Here is a 13,709-nt window from a genome sequence, read left to right as displayed (position 1 = left end):
TCTGAGTGTTTCTTGTGGGGCCAGTTCTTAGAAGGCCTGGACGATGGAGTAGATGATGGTGGCCAGTGCAACCAGGCCCATCACGAATACGAAGTAGTTGGAAGCCTTGCCCTTGAAGCGCTGTAGTGCAGGAACCTTGTGGATGGCGACCATCGGGATGATGAAGAGCATGATGGCAATCGTCGGGCCACACAGGGTTTCAATCATGCCGAGGATGGAGGGGTCAGCCCAGGCAACGAGCCAGGAGGTGACCAGCATGAAGATGAGGGTGATGATGTTGAGCTTGCGCAGGGATTTGGCGTCATCCTTGTTGGCCTTCTTGCTGCCCTTGATGATGAGGCCCTCGAAACCTTCAGCAGCACCGAGGTAGTGGCCGAGGAAGGACTTGGCCACGGCAATCATGGCGATGATGGGAGCAATCCATTGGATGATCGGGGTGTCGAAGTGGTTTGCCAGGTAGGACAAGATGGTGATGTTCTGGGCCTTTGCTTCAGCCAGGTGCTCAGGGGAGAGGCTGAGTGCACAGGAGAAGACGAAGAACATGACCACAACAACCATCAGGATTTCCGAGCGAAGCAGAGTCTTGCTGGCCTTAACCTCGGCGTACTTGCCGTAGGTCTGGCGGCGGTCAACTGCGAAGGAGGAAATCATCGGCGAGTGGTTGAAGGAGAAGACCATGACGGGTACGAGGAGCATCAGGGTAACGCCCAGGCTGTGGCCGGAAGCCTCGCGAGCGACGCTCAAGTCGAAGGACTCAAACAGAGCGGTATTCCACTTCGGGATGAGGTAAATGGAGAGCAGAACGAGGACACCGATGAAGGGGTACACCAGGTAAGACATGACGTGAACGACGACGTCCTTACCCATGCGGACAATGAGGATGAGGCCACCAACCAGCAGCAGCGAGGTGAGCCAGCGATCCGGTGGTGTGATTCCCAACTGGTTCTCCAGGAAGGAGTTGACCGTGTTGGTGATGGTCACCGAGTACACGAGAAGGATGGGGTATACCGACAGGAAGTACAGGATGTTCATCAAGACGCCGGCCTTGATGCCGAAGTGCTCCTCGACGACGTCCGTGAGGTCACCGTCGGGCTTGGAGCTGGAGAGTACGAAGCGGGTCATGCCGCGGTGTGCCCAGAAGGTCATGGGCAAAGCAATGACGGTCATGATGAGGAGCGGGATGATGCCGCCGATACCGGCGTTGATGGGGAGGAAGAGGACGCCGGCGCCAATGGCGGTGCCGAAGAGGGAGAGCATCCATACGGTGTCTTCCTTATTCCACTTCGGGGCGCCTTCGCGTCCTTCAAACGGGGTGTCGATACCGGGGACGGAAGATGACTGTGCTGATGAAGGAGATGAACTCTGTGAGGTCTTGAGAGCCTCAGGCATCTCTGCGTGGTTTTCGGGGTGTTGGGCCTTGTCGTGATTGTGTCGCAATACTGAGTGAGACATTGTCTTTCCTACTGTCCTAGTGGTCGATCGAAGCGATTGGGCTTCCACAACCTTGTAGTGAGAAAAGATTCTCATCTGCAATCTTGTTGTACAGGGCGTGAGAATGACTCTCACACTTACTGCGTATACAGCCCGTTTGCTTCGCTGTGTCCTCAGTATAAGCCGGAAGTGGTGAGGAATGATAATAAATTATCGCAGCGGAAGCAGGAAAATTATCACACTCGCTGAGTTTGCTTTTTTAGTTCTTTTATGTATTGTTCAACAAAATTGGACGGCTGGACTTTAAAACTAGGTCTCTACCAGCACTGTAAATGGTCCTTCGTTCACCGAAGACACACGCATCATGGCGCCAAACTGACCAGTTTCGACGCTGAGTCCACGCTCCTTCAAGTGGGTAACAATGGCGTCGATGACCGGTTCTGCTTCGTGTCCAGGTGCAGCATCAGACCAGGAAGGTCGCCGCCCTTTCGCGGTGCGACCATAAAGCGTGAACTGGCTAACGACCAATACTGGGGCTTGAGCTTCGAGTACTGAACGCTCGCCTTCCAAGATGCGGAGCTCCGCGATCTTGCGCGCCATTTTCTCCGCACGAGGGTGCCAGTTGTCGAGGTCCTCAGTGGAGACACCAATGAGAGCTAAGAGCCCGCCAGTGTCGGGACATTCGATTGAGCCAACGGTGTCTCCATCAACGGTTACTGAAGCTTGGGACACACGGGTTAATACTGCACGCATGGTGGGCGAAAAGTTACCTTTCTAATAAAGCGTTGACTGCGATTGTGTATAGCAGCTAGTCGGTATGTGAAAAAGCCAGCAGCTCGGTCGGGATTAGAAGACCGTGGCGGATCAGATCGACGATGGCGGGGAGGGCGGCGTCGACAAGCGCGGCTTCGTCATAGCCCTGCGCGGCAGCATAAAGCTCGATGGTCTCGCCAATGCTCAAACCGTGCGGGTTTAGGCCGGCCACAATGGCAGCTAAGTGCTCGTCCACATCATGCTGCCAACGCGGGCCATCGGTACGGGTAAGGCGCAGTGCTGCGCGTTGAAAACCCATACCCACCTCAGTATCGGGAAGCGCCACATCCTCACGGGCAACGCCCGGGCGCAGCTGTACGTGTGCGTCTTCCAGCTCGCCGGGCACAAGCCCACGCAGCCACTCCACTCGGGCAAAGTACTCTTCGACTTCGGGCCCGAGCGGATCGACAACCGGCTGGGTCATGGTCTCCGCCAAGATATCGGAGGGCTCATCATCCCCAATGCGCTGAATGGCTACGAAGCCAAAGCCAATTCCGGTGACCTCATGGTCATGGAAATGCTGCAGCCATTCCCGTGAACGCTCTTGGCCAAGGGGGCTTCGCACATCGATTGACTCATCGGCCAACCACGTGGACACGTAGAGGGCAGGATCAGCCACGTCGCGCTGAATGATCCAGGCAGCCACCCCGGTATCGGGCAACCACGAGGCAACGCGCTGTTGCCAGGATTCCTCACCCTGGTGGACCCACGCAGCCAGCAGGTGGGCGGTACCACCTGGGGTGAGATGCTCCGCGGCGTGCGAGACCACGAGCTCACTAGCGCCATCAAGGTTGAGGCCGGAATCGCGGTAAACATGGCCCACCTCCGGCAGCCCCACGACGAAAGGCGGATTGGCCACAATACGGTCGAAGCGCTCCCCGGCTACCGGCTCAAACCAGGAGCCTAGGCGCAGATCCACACGCGGAGTTGCACCCGCAGCCGCGACCGTGGCGCGAGCAAGATCAAGTGCGCGCTCGTGCACGTCTGTTGCCACGATGCGCTCCGCAGAATCCAGCTGGCCCAGCAATTGCACACCGGAGCCAGTGCCTAGATCAAGCACGGAGGACACCGGGGATGTTGGGGTGGAATGCAGTAGAGAAAGGCTTGCAGAACCTACGCCCAAGACATGGTCAGGACCCGGCACGTGCTCCACCAAGGAAGCATCGACATCAGAGAAGACCACGCGGTTGCGTCCCACTATGATATGCGGGCGGATGTCGTAGGCGATGAACACGGTGCCGTGTTCATCGGTCTGCGCTACGCCCGAATCGAGAAGTTTGGCGGCAAGGCGCGCCCCCAGGACCTCTGACAGCAGCGTGGCCGGTACGTGCTCGTGCAACACGAAGATTCGGATGAGGTGGTCTAACTCGGTAGTGCCGCTGGCACCCAGCGCCACCGCGGCAGGTTCGCCACGATGCAAAGCCTCTGTGTATTCCGGGCCCAAGTGCCCAGCTATCCCATCAGCGTTAAAGCCCGCCGTGTCGAAGACCTGGACTAGTTCGTCAGCGAACTCAGCGATGGGATGATCCGGGTACATCTGCGGGCCAAAAGGTGAAGAGTCGGAGATACTCACAAAAACTCCTTACAAAGCTCTAGTCGTCGTGGTCAATCGTGTCAGGTTGTGGTTTGTCCGGCGCGCCGGGCAACGCACCGTGGTTCTGACGCTCTAGTTGCGCGCGTTGAGCTTGCGCCATTTGTCGTGCCAGCGCAGGTTTGTACAGCGACTTCTCGCGCTTATCTTTCTTCTGCCCACGACTATTGCCAATGACAACTGCAATCCACGGCAGCGGGAAGGTCACAGCCACGACAAGAGCAGCCGGAATCCACCATTGCCAGACATAGGCCAAGACTCCGGCGATGATGAGGGAAGGAATGCGCAAGAACTGCAAGACAAAATAAATAACCTCGCGGCGATGGCGATCTTGCCCTGGGGCGAGTTTGGCTGTGGTGATGAGGTAGCGCTCACGGCCAAACGTCCGACCGCGTCGTCGCCCCGATTGTGGGGTGCGGTCTGCGTTATCACGCGAGTTCGAAGGGGTCATGGTCACAAGCGTAGCGGGAGGACTCGCCAACTTCGATACCGATACGGCATGATAGGGGGCGTGAGTACGACGACTAAGACTATTGAACGCCCAGATGTTCGCGAGGATACGTCAACCAATGACGACACCCCGAAGTTCTTTCATTACGTCAAGAAAGACCAGATCCTCGATTCTGCGGTCAACGGCAAGTACGTCGTTGCCCTGTGTGGTGAGACTTTCCCGGTGACCAAGCAAGCCAAGCCTGGTTCACCTGTGTGCCCTGACTGCGAGCGCGAATACAAGAGCCTACGCCGCCGCTAGTAACACGTCGTCTTCCCTAGAGGAGGACGAAGCGCGCTGTGTCTCGCCCGAAAAGGAGGCGCAGCGCGAGGAACGACATACAGCATCGGGTTTTGGGAAAGTAGAGGGGGATAGTCGCTGACCGTGTCGACACAGTCATCAGCACAAAGATTTGCCAATAACGGTTCACTCCGTGTGTGGCAGCGCGCCGCATTGGATAAATTCCTGGCCACCAAGCCGAAGGATTTCATGGCGGTGGCGACTCCTGGCGCCGGTAAAACTACCTTTGCGCTGCGTGTAGCCACCGAGCTTATGGCAGACCGCACCGTCGAGCGCGTCATTGTTGTGGTGCCAACGGAGCACCTCAAGGTCCAGTGGTCCGAGTCCGCCTCCCGCGTGGGGTTGGCATTGGATCCGAAATTCACCAACTCATCTGGCGTGAACCCAGCGATGGATGGCGTGGTGGTGACCTACGCCCAGGTGGGCATGCACCCGTACAAGCACCGTGCGGTGGCCTCAGCGCGACGCACCTTGGTAATCCTCGATGAGATCCACCATGCTGGTGACGCCAAAAGCTGGGGTGACGGCGTGCGCGAGGCCTACGATGACGTGGAGCACCGCCTAGCACTGACCGGTACGCCCTTCCGTTCGGATGATTCGCAGATTCCCTTTGTGCGCTATGAAGAGGACGGGGAGGGGCACCTAGTCTCCCGCTCCGATCACACGTACGGCTATGGCGATGCGCTTGCCGACGGCGTCGTGCGCCCCGTCGTCTTCCTTAGCTACTCCGGCGAGTCCCGCTGGCGTGATAGCGCCGGTGAGGAACACGCAGCGCGCCTTGGAGACATTCTTAACCCCGAGCAAACAGCCCGCGCGTGGCGCACGGCCTTGGACCCGAAGGGCGAGTGGATCCCTACCGTTCTTCAAGCAGCCCACACTCGTTTGATGCAAATGCGCCGCAACATGCCGGATGCCGGTGGCCTCGTGCTGGCTACCGACACAACCACCGCGCGCGCCTACGCGAAGATCCTCAAACAGATTTCCAACACCCCAGTCTCCGTCATCTTGTCCGACGACCCAGGTTCCTCCGCACGCATCGCAGAGTTCTCTGAATCCACGGATGAGTGGATGGTGGCCGTGCGCATGGTGTCCGAGGGCGTTGACGTTCCCCGTCTCGCCGTGGGTGTTTACGCCACCTCGGCGTCGACCCCACTCTTCTTTGCCCAGGCCATCGGTCGCTTCGTGCGCTCCCGCATGCCTGGCGAGACAGCCTCGGTCTTCCTACCTTCTGTGCCTGTTCTTCTCGGACTTGCCGAGAACATGGAGAAGCAGCGCGACCATGTCTTGGGAGGGGAGAAGAACCCCGACAAGGAAGGCTGGGACGACGAGCTTCTGGAGGACGCTAACCAAAAGAAGACCGAGCCCGACCTGCTTGAACCCTCGTACGAGTCCCTTGGCGCCGAGGCGGAATTCTCCGGCCTGCTCTACAACGGCTCGCAGTTCAACACCGGAGCTATTACCGACGAGGACGAGGATTTTCTGGGAATTCCCGGGCTTCTCGACGCCGATCAGGTCAAGGACCTCCTGCGCAAGAAACAATCAGAGGAAATGGACCGGCGTGAAGCCGAGGAAAAGGCGCGCCGGGCAGCGGAGGCAGCGGAGGAGCAACGCCGCAAGCTTTACGGCACCCCGCATGCGCCGAAGCGTGGAGGACAGGGTGGTGCCGCGGGGACGTCGGCAAGCACTGACGGCTCTGACGCGGGCGTGGTGGATGAGATTTCTGCGCTGCGCAAAGAGCTCAACACGGTGGTGTCCATCACCGCCCAGCGCACTGGCCGGCCGCACGGCGCTATCCATACCGAAGCCCGTAAGGCTTGCGGTGGCCCGCCCACTGCGCTTTGCGACGCCGAGCAGCTGCGCCAGCGCATCGAGTACCTGCGCAAGTGGTAGGTGACGCGACGCAGTGCACTCCTAGCGTGGAGCGCACCCAGCGTGGGTAACTTGGGCAAAAGTAGTAGTCAAAAGTAATAGAACGATGAGCAATAACACGATTAAGGCTTGTGGGCTGTACTTAAGGAGGCCAAGCGTATGACCGCTCCGAACGACCCTCACACCCCGGGCAACGGGAAGAATTCCGACGGCACCGAAGGCGCGGTATACCCGGCCTATGCCGGTGGTGGTGTCGGTGAACCTCAAGCCGAAAAGAAAAGCGTGATCGCTGTTTGGGCTCTCGTAATCGGCATCATTGCGCTGGTGTCTTTGCTCCTAGTTGTTCCACCGCTGCTGCTGGGGCCGATTGGCATCATCGTCTCCATCATCGCATTGCTAAAAGGCAAGAAGCGACCAAAAGAGCTGCGCCGCACCTGGATGTCCATCGCTGGCTTGATTACCTCAATTATCGCTTTAATCTTGTCCGTTGCTTTCTCGGTTTACTTGTATACGCACATTGGTTGGACGATGACGCCTGACCCTGAAATGTGTACGACCATCGATGACCCAGCGCAAAAGCAAGCCTGCATGGAAGATTCTTTGAATGGCGCTACTTAAAACTAGGTTGCCAGTGATTTCACAGGTTCTGTTAGTAACGAGGCCGGAAGCGATTGCAAACGTATAAGTTATTAAACGCGCATATTCGATAAAGAGCACGCAATTAGGGCTGCCCCAAGGAGGCCAACCACATGACCACCCCGAACAACCCAGAGAACCCGGACAACGTAAAGAACCCATTTAGCAGCGACAGCACCAGCAAGCTGCCCTCCTACGGTGAGGCAACCTCCAAGGCCAATGAGGAGCGCGCCCACGACGCATACGCCACGGACGCTAACGCAACCGCCTCTGGCGCCGGCTACCCGGCCTACGCTGGTGCCGACAGCCAGCCGGCAAAGAAGAACGCCGTTGCTATCTGGGCGATGGTCATCGGCATCATCGCGCTGCTGTCCCTGCTGCTGATTGTTCCGCCGCTCCTGCTTGGCCCAATCGGCATCATCGTCTCCATCATCGCGCTGGTCGTTGGCGGCAAGCGCCCGAAGGAGCTGCGCCGCACCTGGATGTCCATCGTCGGCCTGATTACTTCCATCCTGGCTCTCGGTGGCACCATCGCCGTCATGGCCCTCGGCGTGAAGGTCCTCGGCGACACTGGCGCCGATAAGTGCCTGGAGCTGCAGGACCCTGCCCAGCAGCAGGCCTGCATGGAGGACACCCTGGGCACCGCACCACAGCAGTAGGGGAGATACCCATACACCGCACTAAGCAACCCCCACGAGCCCCGACCACACACGTGGTTGGAAGGCACGTGGGGGTTCTTAATGTCTCGTGGAAGTCGCACTGTCACTTGGCGTCGGTAAGTGCGTTTCAGGGCGGAACTAGGAGAGGGGATTAACCCTGTTTCGATAGTTATTGAACGGTGTTCAAGATGCTGGGCTACGATACCTGCATGGCAAAAACCTCGACTGTGCTGATGAGTATCAAGATGCGTGCAAGCCTTGAAGGTAGGTATATCTCGGGCGCTGAACGCATCGTAGAACCGCACCTTGTTACTCGCGTGAGCTCAGAGCTTGCCACTCGGGCGTTGCGGCATGAGAAGGGCGTGCCGGATTCCATCAACATTGCTACGAGGGCGGTTGCAGCAAGCGACATTGCTCATGTCAGCGCCTTGAAGGTTAGTACACGGGACTGCGAGAACCCGGAGTCTGCACAAACAGCGATGATAGCCGTGCTCGCTAAGGAGAACCGAGTTTCCGAGAGCGCAGCCCGCCGAGGTATCGAGCTTCTGTACCGCACCCGCGATATGCGCGGTGCGAGCATCGTCTGCGCTGAAACCGGTGAGCGCCTAGACACTCATGGGCAACGAGGCGTTCGGGTGGGAACATTTGATTGGGCTGATTCCTTTTGTGCCGAGTCGAAGAACCATCGGGCTGATGCCGTTGCATTAGCATCCAAGGCTCTTGCTGCGCCGGGCATTGTCGCGGAAGTCTGTATTTCCGATGACCCGAGCTACACCACGGGCTATGTTGCGGTCGAAGGTTCCTATACGGCTTTGCGCAACGTCAAGGTTGAAGGCGGGGAACAAGGCGGACGTGTCTTGTTCTATTCAGGCGCACTTAGTGCGCTTCCGGCGACAGAGCAGTGGCTGCGTGAAAAGCCTGTCCTTGTGGAGGGTTCTTGGCAATGAGCCTGGAAGACTGGGCATTCAGTTCTAATGCTTCGTGGTGTGAGCGTGGTCTGGAAAGAACCGAAAGGGTCATTAGCGGTAGTCAAAGCCCGCGCACCGTGGTCGATGGGCGTGAAACGCTGCTTGCGGGATCGTCTGATTACTTGGGGCTCGGGGCGAATCGCGCGCTTGCCGACGCAGCCCATGAAGCAACGCTGCGCGCCGGGGTGGGGTCAGGAGGATCGCGTCTGACTACGGGTACGAGTGACTATCATGTCGCGCTCGAGCGTGAACTGGCTGGGTTTGTCGGTGCGCCGGTAGCGCTCGTGTTCGGTTCGGGTTACCACGCCAACATGGGAGTAATCCCTGCGCTTGCTGCAGCTGCGCGAGATTGTGGCGAGAGGCTTTCTATTTTCTCGGATGCTGATAATCATGCGAGCATCATCGACGGCATCCGGCTGGCCAAGTCGAGCTACCAAGGGGTCCGGTCATCTGTTTATCCGCACCTTGACGTGAAAACCTTAGAAGAGCAGCTTGCTGCCGATGCATCGGAGCGCCGATTGATTGTCAGTGACGGCGTATTTTCCATGTCCGGCGAGCTTGCGAATCTCCATGCGCTTCAGGAACTTGCTCGGGATTACAACGCCTGGTTGATGATCGATGACGCGCACGGGATCGGCACACTTGGCAGAAATGGACGCGGCGTTTGTGAGCATTTCGATTTACCCTTGCCAGATATCTATATCGGTACCGCGAGCAAAGCCCTAGGTGCGGCGGGCGCTTTCGTCGCGGGCAGTGAGCCACTTATCGAGCTATTCCGCCAACGTTGCCGCAGCTATATCTTCTCAACGTCCATGCCACCGTCACAGGCAGCCACCATTAGTGCGGCGTTAGCTCTTGTTCCTTCGCATGTGTCACGGCTTGCCCACGTCGTGCACAACCTTCGCCAGCGTCTGCGGGCGAACGGATGGAAAGTGGTGGACTCGCCCGCACCTATTATCGTCTTGCCGGTAGGCGCTGAGGACGCAGCAATGGAGTGTGCGGCACAGGCGGCTGAAAGGGGAGTAATTGTTTCTCCGATCCGCTATCCTTCGGTATCGCTCGGACAAGCATTGCTAAGACTTACAGCTCATGCCGACTACTCCGAGGAAGATATTGCGCTCATTGTCGATGCCGTAGGCCCCGCGCCTCAATAACGAGACCGCGGCGCTCACCACAAAGTAATTATCACGATGAGAGTTAGTTCCATCAGTGCTGCCTACCAGATGATGTGATTGCCGTTAGCGCCAAAACCTGTGGCGCTAAAGACGTTGAGAAACTCTTTGGTTAGCAGCGCTACGACTATGGCGGCAAAAGCGATAGCGCAGGCGGCGTGGAAGAGGACGGAGAACTGCGTGAAACCTGGCGCCTTGCGCGGCAGCATCTGCGAGGGTGCGGTCGAGCAGGATCCCGGTGTCATTGATGCGTTGATTCAGGGCGTAGGAGTCCTACTCGGCTTCGGGCATCGGGAACAAGGAGAGCCGGTCGTGGATCGCGAGCTCAACCTCGACATCGCGCCGGTTATACTCCACAAACGCCTGCCAACCAGCAGGGTCACTGCCAGGCAGGTTCCTGGTGCCGCCACCGTTCAACATGCAGGGGGCGGGCGTACAGAACTGTTTGATCAGCCGCGTACCCGCCATGTCCTTTTGAACGTCGAGGTCAAGAGCCGCACCGACCGCATTCAGGCTCATTGTCAGACCGAGGTAGGCCGACCACACCATCGTGCAGCGCCACTGGCTCGGGTCCAGAAACCAGGCCGCCAACAGCTCGGGGCGATGACGCTGCAGCCATGAGGAGAGCACGACTCTCCCAAACGCCGCATTATGTGCCCATTCGACTACGCCCGGGTCCACCAATGCTGCGAACACCTCGTCGGGCAGCCCACCACCGCTAGCGAGATCGACGACCTCCACCGGGCCGCCGTCGGTCGAGTAGCCGAAGATGAGCCTCCTAGCGATGAGTAGGGAGTTGGATTATTTACGCTTCATCGCTGGGGTGGTCGGACATACTGGCGCTGGCATCCACATTACTGTGAGACCTCGTGCCGCCTGGGCCGGGTCAGGTTCCTATTAGCAGTTTGAGTATGTCACTGTCTCCGGTGGCATCACCCCCGGATCATTTTCTTAACAGGGACAGGAATAAGCCATACCGAAGCCAGCGACTAGTTCCACTGTCCTTTCGGACGGCGGGAACGGACATAAACATAGCCCCGCCCACTCGGGTGGACAGGCTATGAATCTTCGGTGCCCTGGGGTGGAACTGCTAACAACGTAATGGGGGAGGCGAGGGCGGCGTCGGCAAGCGTGTGCGTCTTGTCGCTTGCCTTGGCTAGCTTGGCCTCTTAGTCGAGGTAATCGCGCAGCACCTGAGAGCGCGATGGGTGGCGCAGCTTGGACATGGTCTTGGACTCGATCTGGCGGATGCGCTCGCGGGTGACGCCGTAGACTTGGCCGATTTCGTCTAAAGTGCGCGGCATGCCGTCGGTCAGGCCGAAGCGCAGGCGGACAACGCCGGCCTCACGCTCAGACAGGGTGGTGAGCACGTCCTGGAGCTGGTCCTGCAGCAAGGTGAAGGATACGGCGTCGACAGCGATGACTGCCTCGGAGTCCTCAATGAAGTCACCCAGCTGGGAATCGCCCTCATCACCAATGGTCTGGTCCAGGGAAATAGGCTCACGAGCATATTGCTGGATTTCCAGCACCTTTTCCTCGGTGATGTCCATTTCCTTTGCCAGCTCCTGCGGGGTGGGCTCGCGGCCCAAGTCCTGCAGCAGCTCACGCTGGATGCGACCAAGCTTGTTGATGACCTCCACCATGTGCACTGGAATGCGGATGGTGCGGGCCTGGTCTGCCATGGCGCGGGTAATAGCCTGGCGGATCCACCATGTGGCATACGTGGAGAACTTGTAGCCCTTGGTGTAGTCAAACTTCTCCACGGCGCGAATAAGACCCAAGTTGCCTTCCTGAATGAGGTCAAGGAAAGCCATGCCGCGGCCTGTGTAGCGCTTGGCCAAGGACACCACGAGACGCAGGTTCGCCTCGAGAAGGTGGTTCTTAGCCTTGCGGCCATCACGAGCAATGGCGCGCATGTCACGCTTTTCCATGGGGGAGAGCTTGGCAGCCTTATCGCCTTCGGCGCGGGCCTTTTCCATCTCGTCCATGCGGTACTGTGCATAGAGGCCGGCCTCAATGCGCTTGGCTAGCGAAACCTCCTGCTCCGCGTTGAGCAGTGCGACCTTACCGATCTGTTTGAGGTAGGCGCGAACGGAGTCAGCAGACGCGGTAAGTTCCGCATCCTTACGCGCCTGGCGCAGGGCAGCCGACTCGTCCTCGTCCCAGACAGAGGAGCCATCCTCCTCGTCCTCGTCGTCAGCATCCTCGCCTTCCAGATCATCTTCGTCGCCGAACTCGTCATCATCGTCGATGTCAGCGTTGTCCGGGTCAAAGTCCAAGTCCACGTCGTCGGCAGCGTCAGCGTCCAAGTCATCAGTCTGGTCCTCGATCAGATCCTCATCAGACTCGGTTGCTTCAGCATTCTCCTCCGGAGACGTCGCCTTTTTAGCGGCTGACTTACGGACGGTCTTCTTGGCTGCCTTCTTTGTAGCCTTCTGAGCAGACTTGCGAGTGGTTTTCTTAGCCGTCTTTTTGGCGGCCTTCTTGGCAGTCTTCTTAGCTGTTTTCTTCGCAGTCTTTTTAGCCGTCTTCTTTGCTGTCTTTTTAGCGGTTTTCTTTGCCGTCTTCTTGGCGGTCTTCTGTGCAGGTGCAGATGCCTCGGCGGTGTTCTCGCCTTCACCGAGTACCTGGTCTGAAGAATCAGTGGCTGCCACGTACGCCCTTTCGACTTGCTCTCTGTGTGGAAAATATGGGGAAGCGCAAAGTCATCGCTACTAGTCCCCGATGCTAGCCCGCCTCCGAGATGAGCAGGAGAGGCGCGCCGCTCAAGATTAGGTAATCGACAGCCCAGTATAGATCATTTTCTCCTGCTGGCGGTGACTGGGGTCAACTGGGAAAGTTGAACGCTGCTCTGATTATGGGCGAATACCTTCCTTTGCCGCCATGGCAGCGCCGACAATACCCGCGCGATTGCGTAGCTGAGCAGCCACAACTGGAGTTTCAATGCTGAGGTGTTCGCCCCACTTGTCAAATTTGCGGGAAATGCCACCGCCGATGACAAACGCGGATGGGTTAAACAGAGCTTCGTATTCATAGAGCACCCGGTTCACGCGTTTAGCCCACTGCTTGGTCTTGAGGCCCTCGCGTTCCTTGACGGCGGAAGACGCTTGGTGCTCTGCCTCCTGCTCGCCCACAATGAGGTGTCCAATCTCAGTGTTGGGGAAAAGTTGGCCGTCGAGTAGGAACGCAGAACCAATACCTGTGCCGAGCGTAAGGAAGATTACCGGGCCTGTGCGGGCCACGTCGTCACCATAAGAAACTTCGGCGAGGCCGGCTGCGTCGGCGTCGTTCAGCACCGTAAAAGGCGTATCAAGGTACTGGCTAAACAACTCTTGGGCATCGATGCCAATCCAGGATTTGTCAATATTGGCGGCACTGCGAACGACTTGGTCTTTGACCACAGCGGGCATGGTGATGCCCACGGGGCCATCCCAGCCTTTCTCAGTGACTATCTGTGCAATAACTTCGGCAACTGCCTCCGGAGTGGCTGGCTTGGGAGTAGCAATCTTGAGGCGGTCTCCCACGAATTCTCCAGTGGCGAGGTCTACTTCGGCACCCTTGATTCCGGAGCCGCCGACATCGATACCGAAAGAGTGGCCCTCATGGTGAGGCGCTTGGTGCTGTGAGTGTTGCGCAGTCATGGTGACTAGTTTAAGCAACTGTCCCGCATGATGTGCGGGCATTGCGGTGTCATTTTGGCGTGGTATCGACGACATGGGCGGCGCCTAAAAGAGGTGTAGTTCCTTCTATGTGAGGTGGATCAAGGTAATTTTTCCTGGC

General features: G+C 58.2%; 14 protein-coding genes. 6 read left to right on the top strand and 8 right to left on the bottom strand.

Annotated features, from left to right (window positions below):
- Nucleotides 1-27: 27 nt before the first annotated feature.
- The 4 genes from QP922_RS05685 to QP922_RS05670 all read right to left on the bottom strand — a co-directional run bounded on the left by QP922_RS05685 (nucleotide 28) and on the right by QP922_RS05670 (nucleotide 4,286).
- The gene (locus QP922_RS05685) at nucleotides 28-1,389 is read right to left on the bottom strand and encodes an SLC5/6 family protein (protein ID WP_371327566.1); all 1,362 of its coding nucleotides are present in this window, start codon (nucleotides 1,387-1,389) and stop codon (nucleotides 28-30) included.
- A 351-nt stretch (nucleotides 1,390-1,740) separates the two neighbouring features.
- The gene (gene dtd / locus QP922_RS05680; protein ID WP_284808271.1) at nucleotides 1,741-2,184 is read right to left on the bottom strand and encodes a D-aminoacyl-tRNA deacylase; all 444 of its coding nucleotides are present in this window, start codon (nucleotides 2,182-2,184) and stop codon (nucleotides 1,741-1,743) included.
- Nucleotides 2,185-2,239: 55 nt separating this feature from the next.
- On the bottom strand, nucleotides 2,240-3,781 hold the full coding sequence (locus tag QP922_RS05675) for a DUF7782 domain-containing protein (protein WP_284808349.1): 1,542 nt from the start codon (nucleotides 3,779-3,781) through the stop codon (nucleotides 2,240-2,242).
- Nucleotides 3,782-3,836: 55 nt separating this feature from the next.
- Nucleotides 3,837-4,286 (bottom strand): DUF3099 domain-containing protein, encoded by a 450-nt coding sequence (locus tag QP922_RS05670; RefSeq protein WP_284808270.1) that lies wholly within the window; start codon nucleotides 4,284-4,286, stop codon nucleotides 3,837-3,839.
- Nucleotides 4,287-4,334: 48 nt separating this feature from the next.
- On the opposite strand from QP922_RS05670, the gene QP922_RS05665 reads away from it, so the two are divergent.
- The 6 genes from QP922_RS05665 to QP922_RS05640 all read left to right on the top strand — a co-directional run bounded on the left by QP922_RS05665 (nucleotide 4,335) and on the right by QP922_RS05640 (nucleotide 9,911).
- The gene (locus QP922_RS05665) at nucleotides 4,335-4,586 is read left to right on the top strand and encodes a DUF3039 domain-containing protein (RefSeq protein ID WP_070672082.1); all 252 of its coding nucleotides are present in this window, start codon (nucleotides 4,335-4,337) and stop codon (nucleotides 4,584-4,586) included.
- A 123-nt stretch (nucleotides 4,587-4,709) separates the two neighbouring features.
- On the top strand, nucleotides 4,710-6,515 hold the full coding sequence (locus QP922_RS05660) for a DEAD/DEAH box helicase (protein ID WP_284808268.1): 1,806 nt from the start codon (nucleotides 4,710-4,712) through the stop codon (nucleotides 6,513-6,515).
- Nucleotides 6,516-6,653: 138 nt separating this feature from the next.
- The gene (locus QP922_RS05655) at nucleotides 6,654-7,112 is read left to right on the top strand and encodes a hypothetical protein (protein WP_284808266.1); all 459 of its coding nucleotides are present in this window, start codon (nucleotides 6,654-6,656) and stop codon (nucleotides 7,110-7,112) included.
- A 131-nt stretch (nucleotides 7,113-7,243) separates the two neighbouring features.
- On the top strand, nucleotides 7,244-7,789 hold the full coding sequence (locus QP922_RS05650) for a hypothetical protein (protein WP_284808265.1): 546 nt from the start codon (nucleotides 7,244-7,246) through the stop codon (nucleotides 7,787-7,789).
- 209 nt (nucleotides 7,790-7,998) lie between these two features.
- On the top strand, nucleotides 7,999-8,736 hold the full coding sequence (locus QP922_RS05645) for a 6-carboxyhexanoate--CoA ligase (protein ID WP_284808264.1): 738 nt from the start codon (nucleotides 7,999-8,001) through the stop codon (nucleotides 8,734-8,736).
- A complete protein-coding gene (locus QP922_RS05640) occupies nucleotides 8,733-9,911 on the top strand; it encodes an aminotransferase class I/II-fold pyridoxal phosphate-dependent enzyme (protein ID WP_284808263.1) in 1,179 nt (392 codons plus the stop codon). The genes QP922_RS05645 and QP922_RS05640 overlap by 4 nt, the downstream gene beginning before the upstream one ends.
- A gap of 62 nt (nucleotides 9,912-9,973) precedes the next feature.
- On the opposite strand, the gene QP922_RS05635 is transcribed toward QP922_RS05640, so the two are convergent.
- The 4 genes from QP922_RS05635 to ppgK all read right to left on the bottom strand — a co-directional run bounded on the left by QP922_RS05635 (nucleotide 9,974) and on the right by ppgK (nucleotide 13,570).
- Nucleotides 9,974-10,174 (bottom strand): hypothetical protein, encoded by a 201-nt coding sequence (locus QP922_RS05635; protein ID WP_284808261.1) that lies wholly within the window; start codon nucleotides 10,172-10,174, stop codon nucleotides 9,974-9,976.
- Between the two features lie 28 nt (nucleotides 10,175-10,202).
- Nucleotides 10,203-10,670, bottom strand: coding sequence for a hypothetical protein (locus QP922_RS05630; protein WP_284808259.1), 468 nt, complete (start codon nucleotides 10,668-10,670; stop codon nucleotides 10,203-10,205).
- 428 nt (nucleotides 10,671-11,098) lie between these two features.
- On the bottom strand, nucleotides 11,099-12,583 hold the full coding sequence (locus tag QP922_RS05625; RefSeq protein WP_070672069.1) for an RNA polymerase sigma factor: 1,485 nt from the start codon (nucleotides 12,581-12,583) through the stop codon (nucleotides 11,099-11,101).
- Between the two features lie 201 nt (nucleotides 12,584-12,784).
- The gene (gene ppgK, locus QP922_RS05620) at nucleotides 12,785-13,570 is read right to left on the bottom strand and encodes a polyphosphate--glucose phosphotransferase (RefSeq protein ID WP_284808256.1); all 786 of its coding nucleotides are present in this window, start codon (nucleotides 13,568-13,570) and stop codon (nucleotides 12,785-12,787) included.
- Nucleotides 13,571-13,709: the final 139 nt, after the last annotated feature.

It is taken from the genome of Corynebacterium sp. MSK218 (genome assembly GCF_030232655.1).
Taxonomy (GTDB): Bacteria; Actinomycetota; Actinomycetes; order Mycobacteriales; family Mycobacteriaceae; genus Corynebacterium.
Note: the sequence above shows the minus strand (reverse complement) of the source record. Positions and strands in the feature narration are given on the sequence as shown.